Below are 20,416 nucleotides of genomic sequence, written 5' to 3' on the forward strand. Positions count from 1 at the left end.
CGACGCGCGAAGGCAATGCGGAAACGGTTCAGGCCGGGGGCGGATCCAGCAGGAAATTGCTTTTCATGTCCGTCCCGTCTTCCGACTCCAGTGTCTGAACCTGCGCTTCGTCCTTCAGGTTCACGCCCGACAGCTGCCGCCGGCAGGCTTCGCGCATCAGGTACAGCAAACGGTGGGCCGCCATGCCGTAGCTCAAGCCCTCCAGCCGCACGTTGGAGATGCAATTGCGGTAGGCATCGGTGAGGCCGACCTTAGGATTGTAGGTGAAATATAAACCCAGGCTGTCCGGCGAACTGAGGCCCGGCCGCTCTCCGATCAGCATCACCACCATTCTGGCGCCCAGCAGTTGACCGATCTCGTCGCCGATGGCCACGCGACCCTGTTCCACCAGGATCACCGGCGCGCATGACCATCCGTCGGCGCCCATCTGCTCTTCCAGGCGCGTGAGGAACGGCACGGTGTGGCGATGGACGGCCAGCGCCGAGAGGCCGTCGGCCACGACGATGGCCAGGTCGACGCCGCCGGGGTGGGCGGCGGCGTATTCGCGCAGGGCCTGCGCCGACGCATCGCTGAGCCTGCGCCCCAGGTCCGGGCGTTGCAGGTAGCTGTTGCGGTCGCTCGCGGCGCTGTGCAGCAGCAGGCTGTCGCGCCCGCGTCCGTTCAGTTGCCCGGCGAGCCCGGCGTGGTCGAACGGCAGGTGCACCGCGTCCCGGGCCTGGGCGTGGGCGTACTGGAAGTCCAGCTGCGCGCGGGTCGGCAGGCTGGTGCCGGTGCGGCCCAGGGCGATGCGCGCAGGCGTCAGGTTGCGCAGGGCCAGCCAAGGGTTTTGCGGATCGACGGGCGGTTTTTCCATGTGGCTCATCCCAGTTGCGCCAGCGCCTGGCGGAAGGCCGGCGGCAGTTGGTTGCCGAAGCGGACCTTGCCGTCCGCCTGGGTGAAGATGCCCATGTTCGCCAGCCACTGCTCGAACTCCGGCGCCGGCTTCAGGCCCAGGGTCTGGCGGGCGTAGAGGGCGTCGTGGAAGGAGGTGGTCTGGTAATTGAGCATGATGTCGTCGGAGCCGGGGATGCCCATGATGAAGTTGATCCCGGCCACGCCCAGCAGGGTCAGCAGGGTGTCCATGTCGTCCTGGTCGGCTTCGGCGTGGTTGGTGTAGCAGATGTCGCAGCCCATGGGCACGCCCAGGAGCTTGCCGCAGAAGTGGTCTTCGAGGCCGGCGCGGATGATCTGCTTGCCGTTGTAGAGGTATTCCGGGCCGATGAAGCCGACGACGGTGTTCACCAGGAACGGCTTGAAGTGCCGCGCCACGGCGTAGGCCCGGGTCTCGCAGGTCTGCTGGTCGACGCCGTGGTGGGCGTTGGCCGACAGCGCGCTGCCCTGGCCGGTCTCGAAATACATCAGGTTCTGCCCCAGGGTGCCGCGGTTCAGGCTCAGCCCGGCCTCGTAGCCTTCCTGCAGCACGTTGAGGTTGATGCCGAAGCTGGCGTTGGCCGCTTCGGTGCCGGCGATGGACTGGAACACCAGGTCCAGCGGCACGCCCCGGTTGATCGCCTCGATGGAGGTGGTGACGTGGGTCAGCACGCACGCCTGGGTGGGGATGTCGTAGCGCTGGATGATCGCGTCGAGCATTTCCAGCATCGCGCAGATCGAGGCGATGCTGTCGGTGGCCGGGTTGATGCCGATCATGGCGTCGCCGTTGCCGTACAGCAGCCCGTCGAGGATGCTCGCGGCGATGCCGGCGGGCTCGTCCGTCGGGTGGTTGGGCTGCAGGCGCGTGGACAGGCGTCCGCGCAGGCCCAGGGTGCCGCGGAACTTCGTGACCACGCGGATCTTCTGCGCCACCAGCACCAGATCCTGCACGCGCATGATCTTCGACACGGCGGCGGCCATCTCCGGGGTCAGGCCGGGGGCGAGGGCGCGCAGGCTGGCTTCGTCGGCGGCCTCGCTGAGCAGCCAGTCGCGCAAACCGCCGACGGTGAGGTGGCTGACGGCGGCGAAGGCTTGTTTGTCGTGGCTGTCGATGATCAGCCGGGTGACTTCGTCGGATTCGTAAGGGATCAGCGCTTCCTGGAGGAAGTGCGTGAGCGGGATGTCGGCCAGCGCCATTTGCGCGGCCACCCGTTCGCCGTCGTTGAGCGCGGCGACCCCGGCCAGGAAGTCGCCGGAGCGGGCGGGGCTGGCCTTGGCCATCACGTCCTTGAGGCTGTCGAAGCGGTAGGTCTGGGCGCCGACGGTATGGGCAAATGCGGCCATGGGGCGCGTTCCTCCTGAAACTGTGGATGACTCTGTTCCCTGCGGGAGGGACTGCATGCACATCTATAAGGCAGGCACCGGGCGCGCGGCCCGGTGCCGGTGCATCTCACACACCTTCGAGCATAGCGTCCGCCGGCGCCTCGGAGCGTTGCTTGGCGGTCAGCTGGAAGTACAGGTAGCCGGCGGCCATGAACCCGAGGAACACACAGCCGATCAGGGCGTTGAACCACGCCATCGCCACCAGGCACACCACCGCCAGGAACAGCGCGATGGCCGGCACCACCGGATAGCCCGGCGCGCGGAAGGTGCGCTCCAGGTTCGGTTCGGTGCGGCGCAGCTTGAACAGGCTGAGCATACTGATGATGTACATCACGATGGCGCCGAATACCGACATGGTGATCATCGCCGCCGTCAGGCTCATGCCTTGCAGGTTGACCAGGCCGTCGCTGTAGATCGCCGCGATGCCGATGACGCCGCCGGCGATGATCGCCCGGTGCGGGGTCCGGAAGCGCGACAGCTTGGCCAGCCCCTTGGGCAGGTAGCCGGCGCGGGCGAGGGCGAAGAACTGGCGCGAGTAGCCGAGGATGATCCCGTGGAAGCTCGCCACCAGGCCGAACAGGCCGATCCACACCAGCATGTGCATCCAGGTCGAGTTGTTGCCGACCACCGCCTTCATCGCCTGGGGCAGCGGGTCGTTGATGTTCGACAGCTGGCGCCAGTCGCCGACGCCGCCGGCCATCACCATCACGCCGATGGCGAGGAACACCAGGGTCAGGATCCCGCTGACGTAGGCCCGCGGAATCGTGCGTTTCGGGTCCTTGGCTTCCTCGGCCGCCATGGCCGCGCCTTCGATGGCCAGGAAGAACCAGATCGCGAACGGGATGGCGGCGAAGATCCCCGGCACCGAGGCCAGGCTGAACTCGTTGGCGCCGGACCAGCCGTTGAGCACGAAGTTGCTGAAGCTGAAGCCCGGCGCGACCACGCCCATGAACACCAGCAGTTCGGCCACCGCCAGCACGGTGACCACCAGTTCGAAGGTGGCGGCGATGCTGACGCCGAGGATGTTCAGGGTCATGAACACGAAGTACGCGCCGACCGCCGCGACTTTCGGGTCGAGCCCCGGATACTGCACGTTGAGGTAGGCGCCGATGGCCATGGCGATGGCCGGCGGGGCGAACACGAATTCGATCAGGGTGGCGATCCCGGCGATCAGACCGCCCTTCTCGCCGAAGGCCCGGCGGCTGTAGGCGAACGGCCCGCCCGCGTGGGGGATGGCGGTGGTCAGCTCGGTGAAGCTGAAGATGAAGCAGGTGTACATGGTCGCGACCATCAGGGCCGTGACCAGAAAGCCCAGGGTGCCGGCGGTGCCCCAGCCGTAGCTCCAGCCGAAGTATTCGCCGGAGATCACCAGGCCGACGGCGATGCCCCACAGGTGCAGGGTGCCGAGTGTGGGTTTGAGCTGTGTGGTGGAAGTCATAAGTCCTCGCTAACTCTTTTTATTGTTCGATCTGTTGGACTTTCGGGTGTCGCGCTTGCAGGGCAGATCCTGGATGACGGGTACGCAAGGGCCGTGCCAGAGCGGCCAGGCCTTGGGTGGTGGTCATTCAGGGCGCCTTCGCGGGCATGCCCGCGAAGGCGGTCGGGAAGGCGGCACCGGGGTGCGGCGCCGCCCCGGTTCTTTAGAAGAAGCCCAGCGGATTGATGTCGTAGCTGACCAGCAGGTTCTTGGTCTGCTGGTAGTGGTCGAGCATCATCTTGTGGGTCTCACGGCCGACGCCGGACTTCTTGTACCCGCCGAACGCGGCGTGCGCCGGGTACAGGTGGTAGCAGTTGGTCCACACGCGGCCGGCCTTGATGCCGCGGCCCATGCGGTAGGCGCGGTTGATGTCGCGGGTCCAGACGCCGGCGCCGAGGCCGAACTCGGTGTCGTTGGCGATCGCCAGGGCTTCGGCTTCGTCCTTGAAGGTGGTGATGCTCACCACCGGGCCGAAGATTTCCTCCTGGAACACGCGCATCTTGTTGGTGCCCTTGAGCAGGGTCGGCTGGATGTAGTAGCCGGTCGACAGGCTGCCGTCGAGTTTTTCCACCTTGCCGCCGGTGAGCAGCTCGGCGCCTTCCTTCTCGGCGATCTCAAGGTAGGAGAGGATCTTGTCGAACTGCTGCTCGGACGCCTGGGCGCCGACCATGGTGTCGGTGTCCAGCGGGTCGCCGCGCTTGATCTGCTTGATCTTCTTCATCACCTCTTGCATGAACGCCGGGTAGATCGATTCCTGCACCAGCGCGCGGGACGGGCAGGTGCAGACCTCGCCCTGGTTGAAGAACGCCAGCACCAGGCCTTCGGCGGCCTTCTCGATGAAGCTTTGCTCGGCCTGCATGATGTCTTCGAAGAAGATGTTCGGCGACTTGCCGCCCAGCTCCACGGTGGACGGGATGATGTTCTCGGCGGCGCACTTCATGATGTGCGAGCCGACCGGGGTCGAGCCGGTGAACGCGATCTTGGCGATGCGCTTGCTGGTGGCCAGGGCTTCGCCGGCCTCTTTGCCGAACCCTTGCACCACGTTCAGCACGCCCGGCGGCAGCAGGTCGCCGATCAGCTCCATCAGCACGCAGATGCCCAGCGGCGTCTGCTCGGCGGGCTTGAGCACCACGCAGTTGCCGGCGGCCAGGGCCGGGGCGAGTTTCCAGGCAGCCATCAGCAGCGGGAAGTTCCACGGGATGATCTGGCCGACCACGCCCAGCGGTTCATGGATGTGGTAAGCCACGGTGTTGCCGTCGATCTCGGCGGCGCTGCCTTCCTGGGCGCGCAGGCACCCGGCGAAGTAGCGGAAGTGGTCGGCGGCCAGCGGGATGTCGGCGTTGAGGGTCTCGCGGATGGCCTTGCCGTTGTCCCAGGTCTCGGTGATCGCCAGCAGTTCGAGGTTCTGCTCGATGCGGTCGGCGATCTTCAGAAGGATCAGCGAGCGGGCCTGCGCCGAGGTGGCGCCCCAGGCATCGGCGGCGGCGTGGGCGGCGTCCAGGGCCTTTTCGATGTCTTCGGCGGTGGAACGCGGGAATTCGGCGATCGGTTGGCCGTTGACCGGCGAGGTGTTGGTGAAATACAGGCCTTTGACAGGCGCGACGAACTCGCCGCCGATGTAGTTTCCGTACTTGCTCTTGAACGAGACCTTGGCGCCTTCAGTACCCGGGTGAGCGTAACGCATGATGGTTTCTCCTTGCTTTTGTATTTGTCGGGAGGCGCATGTGCGCTTGCTTTAAGCGTAGAGCAAAGGTCGGGCCAGCGCCGTGCAAGTCAGGCAAATCAAGGCCTTGCACCGGTTTTGCCGGACAGGCGGCCGGCGCTTGTGGCGATTGCGGTACAGGTGGCGTGACAGTTTGTACCGCCTACGGCACAACCTGTGACCGGACGGTTCCGCCAGCATTGCAAAGCATCGGTGGCTGGAGGATGCTGGGCCTCGAATCGCCAAGCAGGTCACTCTGCGACGAGGGAGCAAGCGCCCTCGCCGCAAGCCGCGGGGAGAACAATAAGAAATGCACGACAACCATTTGAGTCGCCATGCCCGGCAAGTCCTCACGGTCACCCAGGGCAAGCCGCGCCTGCACGGGCCGGGCGCCGATCCGTCGATCGCCCGCTCGTGGCTGCGCTGCCTCGAGGACTACCACCTCGACCCGGCCCTGGCGATGGCGCCGACGGTGCTCGAGCACGGGCGCGTCCTCGAAAGCCGCGAGCGCCTGCAGCAGGTGCTGCAGATCGCCGGCAACGAAATGAGCAGCCTGCACCAGCAACTGTCCGGCGCCGGCCATGCGGTGCTGTTGACCGACGCCCGCGGGGTGATCCTCAACTGCGTCACCGATCCGTCCGAGCGCAAGAGCTTCGAGCGTGCCGGGCTCTGGCTCGGCGCCGACTGGAGCGAGGCCTGCGAAGGCACCAACGGCATCGGCACTTGCCTTGTGGAGCGCCAGGCGCTGACCATTCACCAGGGCGAACACTTTCGCGGCCAGCACACCGGCCTGACCTGTTCCGCCAGCCCGGTGTTCGACCCCCACGGCGAACTGCTGGCGGTGCTCGACGTGTCGTCGGCCCGGCCGGACGTCTCGCGCCAGAGCCAGTTCCACACCATGGCGCTGGTCAACCTGTCGGCGAAGATGATCGAGAGCTGCTATTTCCTGCGCTGCTTCGACAATCAATGGCTGCTGCGCTTTCACTTGCAGGCCGAATCGGTCGGCCTGTTCAGCGAAGGTTTGCTGGCGTTCGACGGGGAAGGGCGGATCAGCGCGGTCAACCAGAGCGCGCTCAACCTGCTGGGGCACATCCGCGGCGGCCTGCTCGGCCAGCCGGTCGAGGCGTTCTTCGACTGTTCGCTGGATGAACTGCTGGGCCGGGCCAGCGCCAACGCGAGCGCCAGTTGGCCGCTGCGCACCCGCGACGGGCGCCATCTGTTCGCGGTGCTGCGGGGCGAGTCGCGCAGGCCGGTGCCGGCCGTGCCCGTTCCGGTCAAGGCTCCGGCGCCGGGCGTGCCGGGCATTTGCCTGGGGGACGCCGGATTGCAGGCGGACTTTCGCAAGGCGTTGCGCGTCTTCGAGCGCGACGTGCCGCTGCTGATCAACGGCGAGACCGGTTCCGGCAAGGAAGCCGTGGCCAAGGCCGTTCACCTGGCCAGCCAGCGCAGCGCCAAGGCGTTCGTCGCCCTCAACTGCGCGGCGATCCCCGAAAGCCTGATCGAGAGCGAACTGTTCGGCTACCGCGGCGGCAGCTTCACCGGCGCCCGCAAGGAGGGCATGCGCGGCAAGCTGCAGCAGGCCGACGGCGGCACGCTGTTCCTGGACGAGATCGGCGACATGCCGCTGGCCTTGCAGACCCGCCTGCTGCGGGTGCTGGAGGATCGCCAGGTGGTGCCGATCGGCGGCGAGCCGGAAACGGTCGACGTGCGGATCATCAGTGCCACCCACCGCAATTTGCTGGAGCGGGTCGAGGACGGCGGTTTCCGCGAGGACCTGTATTACCGGCTCAATGGCCTGGAAGTGACGCTGCCGGCCTTGCGCGAGCGCAGCGACAAAGCGCAACTGCTGGATTTCCTGCTGGCCGAAGAGGCGGGCGGGGAGACGATCGTGATCGAGGAGCCGGCGCGCCAGGCGCTGCTGGCGTTCAACTGGCCGGGGAACGTGCGACAACTGCGCAATGTGCTGCGCACCCTGGCGGCGTTGTGCGAGGGCGGGCGGATCTCGCTGGAAGACTTGCCGGCGATGATCCGGCAGGCGCGGCCGGTGCCGGTTCAGGCGGTCGAGGCGTTGTCCGGCCATCCGCTGGACGATGCGGAGCGGTCGGCCTTGCTCGATGCGCTGGATCAGACGCGCTGGCACATGACGCATGCGGCGCAGCAGCTGGGCATCAGCCGCAACACCCTGTACAGGAAAATGCGCAAGCACGGCATCGCCCGCTCGGCCTGACCGGTGGCGGGGGAGCCAGATCCCCCGCCACAAACACAAGGTGCCATTTCCCCCACCCTGCGCTACCCTGCGGCCATGTTTTACGAGGTCGACTATGCACATTCATATTCTGGGTATCTGCGGGACTTTCATGGGCTCGATGGCGGTTCTGGCCAAAGAGCTGGGCCATCACGTCACCGGCTCCGACGCCAACGTCTATCCGCCGATGAGCACGCAGCTCGAGGCCCAGGGCATTGAGCTGACCCAGGGCTACGACCCGGCGCAGCTCGATCCGGCGCCGGACCTGGTGGTGATCGGCAACGCCATGTCCCGTGGCAATCCGGCCGTGGAATATGTGCTGAACAAGGGCTTGCCGTATGTCTCCGGCCCGCAGTGGCTGGCCGACCACGTCCTTCAGGGCCGCTGGGTGCTGGCCGTCGCCGGCACCCACGGCAAGACCACCACCAGCAGCATGCTCGCCTGGGTGCTGGAGCACGCGGGCATGAGCCCGGGCTTCCTGATCGGCGGCGTGCCGCAGAACTTCTCGGTGTCCGCACGGCTGGGCGGCACGCCGTTCTTCGTGATCGAGGCCGACGAGTACGACAGCGCGTTCTTCGACAAACGCTCCAAGTTCGTCCACTACCGTCCGCGCACCGCGATCCTCAACAACCTCGAGTTCGACCACGCCGACATCTTCCCTGACCTGGCGGCCATCGAGCGGCAGTTCCACCACCTGGTGCGCACCATCCCGAACGAAGGCCTGGTGATCCACCCGACCACCGAGCCTGCGCTGCAGCGGGTGATCGAGATGGGTTGCTGGACGCCGGTGCAGACCACCGGCGCCGGCGGCCAGTGGCAGGTCAAGCTGCTCAAGGAAGACGGTTCGGCGTTCGAGGTGATGTTCGACGGCCAGTCCCAGGGCGTGGTCGAGTGGGAATTGACCGGCCAGCACAACGTCGCCAACGCCCTGGCCACCCTGGCGGCCGCCCGCCATGTCGGCGTGGTGCCGTCGATGGGCATCGCCGGCCTGAGCGCGTTCAAGAGCGTCAAGCGCCGGATGGAGAAGGTCGCCGAGGTGCGCGGCATCACCATCTACGATGACTTCGCCCACCACCCGACCGCCATCGCCACCACCCTCGACGGCCTGCGCAAGCGCATCGGCGACGCGCCGCTGATCGCGATCATCGAGCCGCGCTCCAACTCCATGAAGCTGGGCGCGCACCGCGACGGTCTGCCGGACAGCGTGGTCGATGCCGACCAGGTGATCTGGTACGCCCCGCCCAACCTGGGCTGGGACCTGGCGGGCACGGCGGCGCAATGCTCGGTGCCGTCGGTCGTCAGCGACTCGCTGGAAGGCATCATCGACCGCGTGAAGAGCCAGGCCCAGCCCGGCACCCACGTGGTGATCATGAGCAACGGCGGCTTCGGCGGCCTGCACGGCAAACTGGCCGAGGCGCTCAAATGAACAACGGCCCGGAACGCATCACGCTGGCGATGACCGGCGCGTCCGGCGCCCAGTACGGCCTGCGCCTGCTGGACTGCCTGGTGCGCGAGGACCGCGAGGTGCACTTTCTGATCTCCAAGGCCGCGCAGCTGGTGATGGCCACCGAGACCGACGTGTCGCTGCCGGCCAAGCCGCAGATGATGCAGGCGTTCCTCACCGAGTACACCGGCGCCGCCGACGGGCAGATCCGCGTGTACGGCAAGGAAGACTGGATGTCGCCGGTGGCTTCGGGCTCCGGTGCGCCGGCGGCGATGGTGGTGGTGCCGTGTTCGACCGGCACCCTGTCGGCCATCGCCACCGGGGCCTGCAACAACCTGATCGAACGGGCGGCGGACGTGACCCTGAAGGAACGCCGCCAGCTGATCCTGGTGCCGCGCGAAGCGCCGTATTCGAGCATTCACCTGGAGCACATGCTCAAGCTGTCGAACATGGGCGTGACCATCCTGCCGGCCTCGCCGGGCTTCTATCACCAGCCGCAGACCATCGACGACCTGATCGACTTCGTGGTGGCGCGCATCCTCAACCTGCTGGGCATTCCCCAGGACATGCTGCCGCGCTGGGGCGAGCATCACCTGAGCAGCGATGACTAAGCTGCTGACGGTCCTGCTGGCGCTGCTACTGACCGGCTGCGCGACGGCGCGTACGCTGGACGCGGCCAAGCCGGGGGCGCCGGTGGTGTACGCCGGCACGCGGCTGGATCTGTATGCGATCAATGGCGGGTGCTGCGCGAAGGACCGGTTCGGGGCCGAGGCGCCGGGGTATCCGGGGGTGGACCTGCCGGCCAGCGCGTTGCTCGATACGCTGCTGTTGCCGTTGTCGTTGCTGACGGTGATCGGCGTGAGCTTTCAGGCGACCGGGGGACTGTAGGGGAGCGCTGTACGCGCCATTCGCGGGCAAGCCGAATCGTCTTGCTGTCGCTCCCGCAGTGTTCTGCGGTGACCGCAGCCCCTGCATTCACCCAAAATCCCCTGTGGGAGCCAGCCTGCTGGCGATGGCGTCCTCGCAGACGCCGCCAATCACTTGCCGAGCTTTCTCAGCTCATCCGACTCCACCACCCGCACCCCGTCCTGCTCCTCCAGCGCCAGCCGCCACATCGCCCGGGCCAATTGGCAGGCTTCGATGCCGCGGTACTTGCCGGGGATCAGTTTCGACAAGGGGCCGGCGAGCTGCTCGCCCAGGCGCGGTTCGCTGCGGTCGCCCAGCAGCAGCGACGGCCGGCAGATGGTCAGTTGCGGCCAGTTCTGGGCGCGCAAGGCGTACTCCATTTCGCCCTTGACCCGGTTGTAGAAAATCGAGGATCTGCGGTCGGCCCCCAGCGCGCTGATCACGATCAGGTGCCGTGCGCCCATTTCCCGGGCACGTTTGGCGAAGGCCACGACCATGTCCAGGTCCACCGCGCGGAACGCCTCTTCGGAGCCGGCCTGCTTGATGGTGGTGCCGAGGCAGCAGTAGGCGATGTCGACCCGTCCGGAGAGCTGCGGCAGGAATGCCTGGGGATCGCCGACGGGGTTTTCCAGGTGGGGATGCTCGGCCAGCGGCCGGCGTGAAGGGGCGAGCACTCGGGTGATCGTCGGCTCGTTGAGCAGGCGGTCGAGCAGATGTTCACCGGTCAACCCGGTGGCTCCGGCAAGCAAGACATGCTGAGGCGTCAAGTACATAGTGTCTCTCCCTTGATACTGTTCAGCTTAGTTGCTCTTTGTCGCCCCGTCGTTCAATGCAGCACTCTGCAACGCTTTTCTGGCCTGCTGCTTGCGCAGCAGTTGCCAGTGCGCCAGCACGGTTTTCGGTGCCCAGATCTGCGGCTCCGACGCCTCGAAGTTGTCCGCCAGCTCGCGTTCGGCGACGGTGGCCTTCGCCAGTTTGAAGGCCTGTTCCAGATCGTCGGTCTGGTTCAGCGCCTGGGCGAACAGGGCGTCGCCGAAGTAGGTGAAGTTGGCTTCCTCCGAGCAGCCGAACGACACGCGGTCGGCGCGCGAGGCGGTCATGATCAGGGTGCGTTCGTCCTTGAGCGCCGGAATGAAACCGCCGGAGTAGCAGGCGGAGATCACGATGACCTTGTCGCGGTTCTTCAGCGGCGCCAGGACGGCGGCCAGCTCATCGGCGGGCAGGTCGGCCAGTTCCATGCGCGGCTGGTCGAGCACCAGTTCGTGTTCGGCGGTGCCGTGGCTGGTGAGGTAGATGAACACCAGGTCTTCCGGGCCGCTGCGTTCGGCCAGGGTCTGGGCGGCGCGGCGCAGGTTCTCGCGGGTGGCCATCGGCCGGTCGCCGAGGTGGTCGCGGTGGTTGACCAGGCGGATCTGGCCGTAGGCGCCGAAGCGGCTGGCGAGCATGTTGGCGACGTAGTCGGATTCACGCAGGAACACGCTCTGCTTGCCGTCGCCGCCGAGGGTCAGGCTGTACAGCTCCACGGCCGGGGTCGAGGCGGGCACGTTGCCCAGGGCGTCGTCGAGCAGCCGCCCCTGCGCCAGCAGGCCCAGCTCCAGGGTGTCGGGCAGCAGCTTGCCGTCGGCGTCGCGCACCCGCTGGCCGTTGACCCAGGTGCCGCTCAGGACGGTGCCGTCGGTGAGCACCAGGGTGCCGCGCCCGGCGTAGCTGTCGCTGTCGAACTGGCCGATGTAGAAGCTGCCGTCGGACAGGTTCAGGCGGCCCTGGCCGCTGAAGCGCCAGTCGCTGAAATAACCGGTGTAGTGGCTGCCGTCGGCGCCGATCAGCTCGCCCTTGCCGGTCAGCGCGCCTTCCTTGAACTGGCCGAGCCACACGTCGCCGTCGGCGTTCTCGTAGCGGCCCTTGCCGTGCAGTTGATTGTTCTTGAAGCCGCCGACATAGATGTCGCCGTCGGCGCTGTTGAAAGTGCCGTTGCCTTCCAGCTGGCCGTTGACGAACCGGCCGGTGAACTGGTTGCCGCTGGCGTCGCCGCGCTGGCCTTCGCCGTTGGGCTTGCCGTTGGCGAACTGGCCCTGGTAGGAGCTGCCGTCGTCGAGCTCCAGGCGGCCGAGACCTGCGTACTGGTCGGCCTTGAACTCGCCGCGGTAGGTCATGGCGTTTTCCTTCAGGGTGCCTTCGCCGTCGCGCCGACCGAGCCTGAAGCCGCCGGTGTAGCTGCTGCCGTGGGTGGTCAGCGTGCCCTGGCCGTCGAACAGGCCCTGCTGGAACTGGCCGCGGTAGACCTCGCCGTTGCTGCCGTGCCACTCGCCCTGACCGTGCCACTGGCCCTTGTCGAACGCGCCGGCGTACCAGCTGCCGTTGGGGTAGTCGACCCGGCCCTGGCCCTGCAGCAGGCCGTTGACCAGCTCGCCGCGGTAGCGCCCGCCGTCCGGCAGGTGCGCATCGGCCGGCAGCAGCGATTCGCCGTCGCCGCAAGCGGTGAGCATCAGGGCCAGGGCAAGGGGGGCGATCGGGGCGAGGGAAGCGAGTGAGCGCATAGCGGGATCCGGGCAATTAGGCGACCGAGTATGCCGCAGCTATGTGACCTTATACAGCCGGGAGGCGGGGGCGGATGCGAAACAGCGTGAGCCGCTTCGCATCCCGGCACTCAGACGAAGCAGAGCGACAGCGGTTCGGCGATGTAGGCCGGTTTTTCCGAGCCCTCTATCTCAAGCGTCGCGCTGGCCTTGAGCAGCCATTGGCCGGGTTTCTTCTCGGTCACCTCAACCATGTCGACCTTGAGCCGCACCTTCGAGTTGACCTTGACCGGTTGGATGAAACGCACGCTGTCCAGCCCGTAGTTGACCACCATCTTCACGCCCTTGGGCAGGATCAGGATGTCTTCCATCAGTTTGGGCATCAGCGACAGTGTCAGGAATCCGTGTGCGATGGTGCTGCCAAATGGCGTCTGCGCGGCTTTGACCGGGTCGACGTGGATGAACTGGAAATCCCCTGTGGCTTCGGCGAACAGGTTGATGCGCTCCTGATCGATGGTGAGCCATTCGGAACGTCCGAGTTCCTTGCCGACATAATCTTTGAGCTCTGCAACGGGAACATAGGGCATTGAGACTCTCCTTGGGTTCATCGGTTTTATAGTTTTTCAGGTGGGGGATAAGACCGCCCTGCGAACCACTGTAGATCATCATGGCCAATTGCTCCGGTCAACCTGCCATGCTTTTGGCGAATGCCTATGCATACGCGTCGCGTGCTTATAATGCCGGGCCCGTGCTTGGCGGGCGGTCGGACGGAGATGTCGGATGTTGCTACGTGGCCTGACCTGGCTGGTGCTGTTTCAATTGCTCGGCACGGCGCTCAACCATTTGCTGTTGCCGGTGCTGCCGGGGCCGATCATCGGCCTGCTGCTGTTGCTGGCGTTCCTGATCGTGCGCGGCGAGGTCGGCGAGCCGCTGAGCCAGGCCGCCGGCAGCCTGCTGCGTTACCTGCCGTTGCTGCTGGTGCCGCCGGCGGTGGGGGTGATGGTCTACGCCTCGGCGATTGCCGCCGATTTCTGGGCCATCGTCGGTGCGCTGGTGCTGTCGTTGATTCTGTCCATGGCCTTCGCCGGCGTGCTCATGCAGCGCCTGGTCAAGCGCCATGCCGCCGGTTCGGAGGAGTCCTGATGCCGTTCGACTGGCAAGGGGCCTGGGCCTCGGTGATCCACCATCCGCTGTTCGGCATCGGCATCACCCTGGGCGCCTATCAACTGGTGCTGGCGGCGTTCGAGAAGACCCGCTGGATCTTCCTGCAGCCGGTGCTGGTGTCGATGCTGCTGGTGATCGGCGTGCTGGTCGGCTGCGGCCTGACCTACGCCGAGTACCGCAAGAGCACCGAGATCCTCAGCATTCTGCTGGGGCCGGCGACCGTCGCGCTGGCGGTGCCGCTGTACCTGAACCTGCGGCGCATCCGCCAATTGTTCTGGCCGATCTTTACTACGCTGGTGATAGGCGGCGTGGTCGCCACCGGCATGGGCGTGGCGCTGGGCTGGTGGTTCGGCGCCGAGCGCATGATCCTCATGACCATGGCGCCCAAATCGGTGACCTCGCCGATCGCGATGCTGGTGGCCGAGCAGATCGGCGGCGTGGCGGCGCTGGCGGCGGTGTTCGTGCTGATCACCGGGGTGATCGGCGCGATCTTCGGCCCGGCGCTGCTGAACCGCCTCGGCGTGCACAGCCCCGAGGCGCGCGGCATGGCGCTGGGCATGACGGCGCACGCGGTCGGTACGTCGGTGGCGTTGCAGGAAAGCGATGAGTGCGGCGCCTTCGCGGCGCTGGCGATGAGTCTGATGGGCGTGGCCACGGCGGTGTTCCTGCCGTTGGCGGTGTCGATGGTGGTGTAAGGATATGGCTATGAGTCTGCCGCTTTTCCCGCTGAACACAGTGCTGTTTCCCGGCTGCAACCTCGACTTGCAGATCTTCGAGGCGCGCTATCTGGACATGATCGGCCGCTGCATGAAACAGGGTGCAGGCTTCGGCGTGGTGTGCATCCTCGACGGCGACGAGGTCGGCGCCGCGCCGGAAGGCTTCGCCCGGGTCGGCTGCGAGGCGCGCATCACCGATTTCCAGCAGCAGGACAACGGCCTGCTGGGCATCCGCGTGCAGGGCGGCCGGCGCTTCCGGGTGCTGCGCAGCGAAGTGCAGCGCGATCAGTTGATCGTCGCCGACGTCGAATGGCTGGACGACGAACCCGAACAGCCGTTGCAGGACGAGGACGCGGACCTGGTGGCCTTGCTCAAGGCCCTGGCCGAGCACCCGATGGTCGAGGCCCTGGACATGGGCACCCGCGCGGACGGCCAGCAGTCGCTGGCCAATCAGTTGGCCTACCTGTTGCCGTTCGCCGAAGCGGACAAGCTGGACCTGCTCCAGCTCGACGACCCGCAGCAGCGCCTGGACGCGATCCAGGCGCTGCTCGACGAACTGCAGGGCGAGCTGTTCGCTTGAGGGGCGGCGCCTGAGGGTCAGTAGGCGTAGCGCAGCATGACGTGGGGCAGGTGGCGCATGACGAACAGGCCGAACAGCGCCACCAGCGCCGGCAGCACCAGCCACCAGACTTTCTGCGGCATCGGCCCGAGCGGCGTCTGCCGCTGGATCAGCCACAGCCCCGCCGCGCACACGCACGCCGCCAGCATCGCGCCGGCCAGCACATCCGTCGGCCAGTGCGCACCCAGGTACACCCGCGACAGGGCGATGGCCATGGCCGGGATGCAGCCGAGCAGCAGCCAGGTCAGGCGCATCCGCGGCGGCTGGCCGCGCCCGGCGAGCACCGCGAGGGTCAGGAACAGCGCGAACGAGCCCGAGGCATGGCCGCTGGGCATGCTGTAGCTGGTCAGCGGATCGGTCAGCACCTCGGGGCGCAGCCGGGCGAAGAAATGCTTGGTGGCGGTGTTGGCCAACGCGGTGACGAGCAGGGTGCCGCCGACGAACATCGCATGGCGCCATTGGCGCATCAGCAGCAACAGGCCGGTGAACAAGGCGCTGAACAGCAGCATGTTGCGGAACTCGCCGATCAGCGTGAAGGTGACGGCGATTTCGTCCAGGGCCGGCTGCCGGTGCTCCTGGATCAGCGTCATCACGCCCTGGTCCAGCGCGGTGAGGTAGGGGTAGCCGATGAACAAGCCGATCAGGATCAGCAGGCTCATGCCGCCGATCCAGATCGTCGCGCGGCGATGGCGGCGCAGGCTGCTGTTGGCGCTCAGGCCGACCATCGCCGCGATGCTGCCGGCCACGATGCCGGCCTGCAGCCAGAAACCTTCGGGCAGCGGCAGGCGGATCGCCGCCCCGGTGGCCCAGCCCGGCAGCAGATAGGCGACGCTCCAGCCGGCGGCGGCCAGCAGGCTCACGGCGGCGAAGCGCGGGAAGGGCATGTCGCACATGCCGGCGACCATCGGCAGCATCGGCCGCAGCGGGCCGATGAACCGGCCCACCAGCAGGCTGGCGATGCCGTAGCGCTGGAAGTAGGTTTCGGCCCCGGCCATCCACTCCGGGTGGTGGCGCAGCCCCGGCAGGCGCCGGATGTTCTGGTGGAAGTGACGGCCGAGGAAGTAGGAGACCGCATCGCCCAGGATCCCGCCGAGAAAGCCCAGCAGCAAGGTCTCGCTCAAGGGCAGCGCGCCGCTGCCGGCCAGCACCGCCACGGTGAACAGCAGCACGGTGCCCGGCACGATGATCCCGGCGATCGCCAGGCACTCCACGAACGCGATGATCAACACCGCCGCCGCCAGCCACTGCGGGTTGGCCGCCAGCCATCCGGTCACGCTATCGAGCCATTGGCCCATTGCACATCACTCCATCCATTTCATGAGAATCCTTGTAGGAGCGAGCCTGTTCGCGATGGCGCAGGATCCGTCGGTGCATTCGTTTTCTGACACGCCGCCATCGCGAGCAGGCTCGCTCCCACAAGGGCACTGCTTTTCCGGGTTACCTGAGAACTCAGGACAGCAAATAGTAGTCGCGCCCTTCGACCTGCCCCCGGCGCAGCGGGTTCCGGGTGCACCACTGCGCGTAGGCGGCGTCGACGAAGCGGTACATCAAATGCTCGTCGCGCCCGTGGGGAATGCCCAGCCGGGTGGTCTGGATGATGTGGGCCGGGGCCGGGCCGGTGTCTTCCACCAGCAGCACGTCATGGTCGAAACGCTTGGCGTCCCACACCGGCACCTTCAGCCCCAGCGCCTTGCACAGCAGCGTCTGTCCGGCGCAGAGCTTTTGCGACGGGCGCGGCCGGCCCTGGGCGTCGGGGTTGTTCAGCAGCATCTGCGCCAGGCTAGCCGGCCCGCTGACCTCATCGACCCACGGGTAGGCGGACTTGATCAGCACCGCATTGCCGGGCCCTTGGGCGCTGAAGTTCAGCGAATCGCCGCCGCGGGCGTAGTACATATAGATGTGCCCGCCATCCAGAAACAAAGCCTTACGCTTTTCTGTGTAGCCGAGGGAGGCGTGGCTACCTTTTTCTTCGCAGTAATAGGCCTCGGTCTCGATGATCCGGGCGCTGAGCCACAGGTCGCCGACCCGGTGACTGATGACTTTGCCGAGCAGGTCCTGCGCCAGTGTCTGCGCGTCGCGGTCGAAGAAAGCGTCCGCAAGGCCGGCGGGCCGGGGCGCGGCGGGGAGGGGAACGGTCAGGTTGGACATGGCGGACGGCATTTATCCAGGCTCGGGAGGGCGCGATGATAGCAACTCGAGCCTTAATCACGGCTGAAGATCGGCAAATCCGAAGCGATTTCGACCATCCGCCCGTCACCGCTGTTAGTCGCGGGACGTGACAGCTATAATCTGCCGCTTTCCTCTTTGCCAAGACCCCAGCAGACCATGACTGAGTCCGTTCTTGACTACATGACCCGAGTGGGTCGCGCCGCCCGCGAAGCGTCCCGGGTCATCGGCCGTGCCGGCACCGCGCAGAAGAACCGCGCCCTGCTGGCTGCCGCCAATGCCCTGGACGCCGCCCGCGCCGAGCTTGCGGCAGCCAATGAACAGGACCTGGCCGCCGGTCGCGCCAACGGCCTGGAGCCGGCGCTGCTGGAACGTCTGGAGCTGACCCCGGCGCGCATCGACGGCATGATCACCGGCCTGCGCCAGGTGGCGGCATTGCCGGATCCGGTGGGCGCGATCCGGGACATGAGCTTCCGTCCGTCGGGCATCCAGGTCGGCAAGATGCGCGTGCCGCTGGGCGTGATCGGGATCATCTACGAGTCCCGGCCGAACGTGACCATCGACGCCGCCAGCCTGTGCCTGAAGTCCGGCAACGCGACCATCCTGCGCGGCGGCTCCGAGGCGATCCACTCCAACCGCGCCATCGCCGCCTGCATCCAGCGCGGCCTGGCCGAAGCCGACCTGCCGCCCGCCGTGGTGCAGGTGGTCGAGACCACCGACCGCGCCGCCGTCGGCGCATTGATCACGATGCCCGAGCACGTCGACGTGATCGTGCCGCGCGGCGGCCGCGGCCTGATCGAACGCATCAGCCGCGATGCCCGGGTGCCGGTGATCAAGCACCTGGACGGCATCTGCCATGTCTACGTCGGCGAGCACGCCGACCTGGCCAAGGCCGAGCGCATCGCGTTCAACGCCAAGACCTACCGCTACGGCATCTGCGGCGCCATGGAGACCCTGCTGGTCGACCAGGCCGTCGCGAAGGGTTTCCTGCCGTCGATGGCCGCCCGCTTCCGTGAAAAGGGCGTCGAACTGCGCGGCTGCGAACGCACCCGCGCGATCATCGAAGCGGTGGCGGCCACCGAAGAGGACTGGAGCACCGAATACCTGGCGCCGATCCTGTCGGTCTGCGTCGTCGACGGTCTGGACCAGGCCATCGAGCACATCAACCGCTACGGCTCCCACCACACCGACTCGATCGTCAGCGAACACCTGGCCGACACCCGGCGGTTCGTGGCGGAAGTCGATTCGGCGTCGGTGATGATCAACACCCCGACCTGCTTCGCCGACGGCTTCGAATACGGATTGGGTGCCGAGATCGGCATTTCTACTGATAAGCTGCACGCCCGCGGCCCGGTGGGTCTCGAAGGCCTGACCTGCGAGAAGTACATCGTGGTCGGTGATGGCCAGTTGCGCGGCCAGGCGACGGTCTGACTTGTCCGACCTCGACCTCAAAGCGCCGCTGCCCGCCAGCGAATCCCGACCCCGGCGCATCGGCGTACTGGGCGGCACGTTCGACCCGGTGCACGTCGGCCATCTGCGCGGTGCGCTGGAAGTCGCCGATGCGCTGGCCCTCGACGAGCTGCGCCTGACGCCCAGCGCCCGGCCGCCGCACCGCGATGCGCCGCAGGTGTCGGCGCAGGACCGGCTGGCGATGGTCGAGTGCGCGGTGGCCGGCGTGCCGCCGCTGGTGGTGGACGCCCGCGAACTGCAGCGGGACAAGCCGTCCTGGACCATCGACACCCTGGAGTCGATGCGCGCCGAAATGGCCGCGGACACCCAGGTTTTCCTGCTTTTGGGCTGGGACGCTTTTTGCGGCCTGCCCACTTGGCACCGCTGGAGCGAACTGCTCCAGCATTGCCACATCCTGGTGCTTCAGCGCCCGGACGCCGACAGCGAGCCGCCGGATGCCTTGCGCAACCTGCTGGCGGCGCGCTCGGTGAGCGACCCGCAGGCCCTCAAGGGGCCGAGCGGACAGATTGCATTCGTCTGGCAGACACCGCTCGCGGTGTCCGCCACCCAGATCCGTCAACTGCTGGCCAGCGGTAAGTCGGTACGTTTCCTGGTGCCCGACGCGGTCCTGGCCTACATCGATGCGCACGGTCTGTACCGTGCGTCGAACTGAACAAGGCGTGCTTCACTGATACGCACCGGCGTATCCCGAACCGCCGAACACATGAGCAAAACGAGTTTTATATGACCAACAACGACGTAAACAAAATCAAGCGCAAAGGCACGTTCAAGAGTGCCCCGCTGCCGGAGCCGACCGTGAGCGCCGAGCCGCTGAAGGGCGACGAGCTGGTCAAGGTCGCCGTGGCGGCCCTGGAAGACGTCAAGGCCCAGGACATCCAGGTCATCGACGTGCGCGACAAGCAGAGCATCACCGACTACATGGTGATCGCGACCGGTACGTCCAACCGTCAGATCAACGCGATGCTGGAAAAGGTCCGCGAAGAGGTCAAGAAGAACGGCGCCCGTCCGCTGGGCGAAGAAGGCAAGGGCGACAGCGACTGGGTGCTGCTGGACCTGGACCTGGTGATCGTGCACATGATGACCGCCTCGGCCCGCCAGTTCTACGACCTGGAGCGCCTGTGGGCCGGTGCCGAGCAGAGCCGTGCGGCCGACGCCAAGCACCACAGCCCGGAAAACACCCACGAGCACTTCACCAAGCTCAACAAAGACCAGCAGTAAGGTAGCGCTGTGCGACTGCGACTGATCGCCGTCGGTTCACGCATGCCCAAGTGGGTGGAAGAAGGCTGGCATGAGTATGCCAAGCGTCTTCCGTCCGAGCTGGCGCTGGAACTGGTGGAAATTCCGCTCAATACCCGTGGCAAGAATGCCGACGTGGCCCGTTTCATCCGTCAGGAAGGCGAAGCCATGCTGGCCAAGGTCGGGCAGAACGAGCGGATCGTCACCCTCGAAGTCCACGGCAAGCCGTGGAGCACCGAGCAGCTGGCGGTCGAACTGGACCGCTGGCGGCTGGACTCGCGCACCGTCAACTTCATGGTCGGCGGCCCGGAAGGGCTGGCGCCGGAAGTCTGCGCGCGGGCCGACCAGCGCTGGTCGCTGTCGCCGTTGACCTTGCCGCACCCGCTGGTGCGCATCCTCATCGGCGAACAGCTGTACCGTGCCTGGACCGTGCTGTCCGGCCACCCTTACCACAAGTAATCCA

The 20,416-nt window shown here is 66.8% G+C and carries 20 protein-coding genes; 11 read left to right on the plus strand and 9 right to left on the minus strand.

The genetic code is table 11. The features are described from left to right. Positions 1-28: 28 nt before the first annotated feature. From eutC to ACIP0B_RS06400, 4 genes are all read right to left on the minus strand, one after another. Positions 29-862: an ethanolamine ammonia-lyase subunit EutC gene (eutC, locus tag ACIP0B_RS06385; RefSeq protein ID WP_400830583.1), complete on the minus strand. Its 834-nt coding sequence runs from the start codon at positions 860-862 to the stop codon at positions 29-31. Then, entirely contained in the window at positions 859-2,253 is a 1,395-nt protein-coding gene (locus tag ACIP0B_RS06390) for an ethanolamine ammonia-lyase subunit EutB (protein ID WP_400830584.1), read from the minus strand. The genes eutC and ACIP0B_RS06390 overlap by 4 nt, the downstream gene beginning before the upstream one ends. Before the next feature lie 106 nt (positions 2,254-2,359). After that, the gene (gene eat, locus ACIP0B_RS06395) at positions 2,360-3,730 is read right to left on the minus strand and encodes an ethanolamine permease (RefSeq protein ID WP_400830586.1); all 1,371 of its coding nucleotides are present in this window, start codon (positions 3,728-3,730) and stop codon (positions 2,360-2,362) included. A gap of 202 nt (positions 3,731-3,932) precedes the next feature. Then, complete coding sequence (locus ACIP0B_RS06400; RefSeq protein ID WP_400830587.1) at positions 3,933-5,453, minus strand: aldehyde dehydrogenase family protein; 1,521 nt, start codon at positions 5,451-5,453, stop codon at positions 3,933-3,935. A gap of 328 nt (positions 5,454-5,781) precedes the next feature. On the opposite strand from ACIP0B_RS06400, the gene ACIP0B_RS06405 reads away from it, so the two are divergent. The 4 genes from ACIP0B_RS06405 (at position 5,782) to ACIP0B_RS06420 (ending at position 10,048) form a co-directional block, all read left to right on the plus strand. Further along, positions 5,782-7,698, plus strand: a complete 1,917-nt coding sequence (locus ACIP0B_RS06405) for a sigma-54-dependent Fis family transcriptional regulator (RefSeq protein WP_400830588.1) — start codon at positions 5,782-5,784, stop codon at positions 7,696-7,698. 94 nt (positions 7,699-7,792) lie between these two features. Further along, positions 7,793-9,142, plus strand: a complete 1,350-nt coding sequence (gene mpl / locus ACIP0B_RS06410; RefSeq protein WP_400830589.1) for a UDP-N-acetylmuramate:L-alanyl-gamma-D-glutamyl-meso-diaminopimelate ligase — start codon at positions 7,793-7,795, stop codon at positions 9,140-9,142. Then, positions 9,139-9,771, plus strand: a complete 633-nt coding sequence (gene ubiX, locus ACIP0B_RS06415; protein WP_400830591.1) for a flavin prenyltransferase UbiX — start codon at positions 9,139-9,141, stop codon at positions 9,769-9,771. Before mpl ends, ubiX begins: the two co-directional genes overlap by 4 nt. Continuing rightward, entirely contained in the window at positions 9,764-10,048 is a 285-nt protein-coding gene (locus ACIP0B_RS06420) for a YceK/YidQ family lipoprotein (protein WP_400830592.1), read from the plus strand. The genes ubiX and ACIP0B_RS06420 overlap by 8 nt, the downstream gene beginning before the upstream one ends. Positions 10,049-10,197: 149 nt before the next feature. Here the strand turns inward: ACIP0B_RS06420 and ACIP0B_RS06425 are convergent, their stop codons facing one another. The 3 genes from ACIP0B_RS06425 to ACIP0B_RS06435 all read right to left on the minus strand — a co-directional run bounded on the left by ACIP0B_RS06425 (position 10,198) and on the right by ACIP0B_RS06435 (position 13,169). Further along, positions 10,198-10,839, minus strand: a complete 642-nt coding sequence (locus ACIP0B_RS06425; protein ID WP_085585955.1) for an oxidoreductase — start codon at positions 10,837-10,839, stop codon at positions 10,198-10,200. A gap of 27 nt (positions 10,840-10,866) precedes the next feature. Beyond that, positions 10,867-12,603 carry a C13 family peptidase gene (locus ACIP0B_RS06430; protein WP_400830593.1) on the minus strand — a complete coding sequence of 579 codons (1,737 nt, stop codon included), beginning with the start codon at positions 12,601-12,603 and terminating at the stop codon, positions 10,867-10,869. Between the two features lie 110 nt (positions 12,604-12,713). Beyond that, positions 12,714-13,169: a MaoC family dehydratase gene (locus tag ACIP0B_RS06435; RefSeq protein ID WP_400830595.1), complete on the minus strand. Its 456-nt coding sequence runs from the start codon at positions 13,167-13,169 to the stop codon at positions 12,714-12,716. A 193-nt stretch (positions 13,170-13,362) separates the two neighbouring features. Between ACIP0B_RS06435 and ACIP0B_RS06440 the strand changes: the two genes are divergently transcribed. From ACIP0B_RS06440 to ACIP0B_RS06450, 3 genes are read left to right on the plus strand one after another with little or no spacing between them, the layout of a single operon-like run. Next, positions 13,363-13,725: a CidA/LrgA family protein gene (locus ACIP0B_RS06440; protein WP_400830597.1), complete on the plus strand. Its 363-nt coding sequence runs from the start codon at positions 13,363-13,365 to the stop codon at positions 13,723-13,725. Continuing rightward, positions 13,725-14,441 carry an LrgB family protein gene (locus ACIP0B_RS06445; RefSeq protein WP_400830598.1) on the plus strand — a complete coding sequence of 239 codons (717 nt, stop codon included), beginning with the start codon at positions 13,725-13,727 and terminating at the stop codon, positions 14,439-14,441. Before ACIP0B_RS06440 ends, ACIP0B_RS06445 begins: the two co-directional genes overlap by 1 nt. A 10-nt stretch (positions 14,442-14,451) precedes the next feature. Beyond that, positions 14,452-15,042 (plus strand): LON peptidase substrate-binding domain-containing protein, encoded by a 591-nt coding sequence (locus tag ACIP0B_RS06450; protein ID WP_400830600.1) that lies wholly within the window; start codon positions 14,452-14,454, stop codon positions 15,040-15,042. Positions 15,043-15,059: 17 nt separating this feature from the next. Here ACIP0B_RS06450 and ACIP0B_RS06455 read toward each other — a convergent pair whose 3' ends face one another. Both ACIP0B_RS06455 and ACIP0B_RS06460 read right to left on the minus strand, forming a co-directional pair. Continuing rightward, complete coding sequence (locus ACIP0B_RS06455) at positions 15,060-16,376, minus strand: bifunctional DedA family/phosphatase PAP2 family protein (RefSeq protein ID WP_400830601.1); 1,317 nt, start codon at positions 16,374-16,376, stop codon at positions 15,060-15,062. A gap of 154 nt (positions 16,377-16,530) precedes the next feature. Next, a complete protein-coding gene (locus ACIP0B_RS06460) occupies positions 16,531-17,229 on the minus strand; it encodes a DNA-3-methyladenine glycosylase (protein WP_400830636.1) in 699 nt (232 codons plus the stop codon). 177 nt (positions 17,230-17,406) lie between these two features. Here ACIP0B_RS06460 and ACIP0B_RS06465 point away from each other — a divergent pair, with 177 nt between their 5' ends. The 4 genes from ACIP0B_RS06465 to rlmH all read left to right on the plus strand — a co-directional run bounded on the left by ACIP0B_RS06465 (position 17,407) and on the right by rlmH (position 20,412). After that, positions 17,407-18,678 carry a glutamate-5-semialdehyde dehydrogenase gene (locus ACIP0B_RS06465; RefSeq protein ID WP_400830603.1) on the plus strand — a complete coding sequence of 424 codons (1,272 nt, stop codon included), beginning with the start codon at positions 17,407-17,409 and terminating at the stop codon, positions 18,676-18,678. Continuing rightward, on the plus strand, positions 18,647-19,369 hold the full coding sequence (gene nadD, locus ACIP0B_RS06470) for a nicotinate-nucleotide adenylyltransferase (protein WP_400830604.1): 723 nt from the start codon (positions 18,647-18,649) through the stop codon (positions 19,367-19,369). Before ACIP0B_RS06465 ends, nadD begins: the two co-directional genes overlap by 32 nt. 71 nt (positions 19,370-19,440) lie before the next feature. Further along, on the plus strand, positions 19,441-19,935 hold the full coding sequence (rsfS, locus tag ACIP0B_RS06475) for a ribosome silencing factor (protein ID WP_400830606.1): 495 nt from the start codon (positions 19,441-19,443) through the stop codon (positions 19,933-19,935). Between the two features lie 9 nt (positions 19,936-19,944). Then, positions 19,945-20,412 carry a 23S rRNA (pseudouridine(1915)-N(3))-methyltransferase RlmH gene (gene rlmH / locus ACIP0B_RS06480; RefSeq protein ID WP_009051038.1) on the plus strand — a complete coding sequence of 156 codons (468 nt, stop codon included), beginning with the start codon at positions 19,945-19,947 and terminating at the stop codon, positions 20,410-20,412. Positions 20,413-20,416: the final 4 nt, after the last annotated feature.

This window comes from Pseudomonas sp. NPDC089534 (genome assembly GCF_044749305.1).
GTDB lineage: Bacteria > Pseudomonadota > Gammaproteobacteria > Pseudomonadales > Pseudomonadaceae > Aquipseudomonas > Aquipseudomonas ekonensis.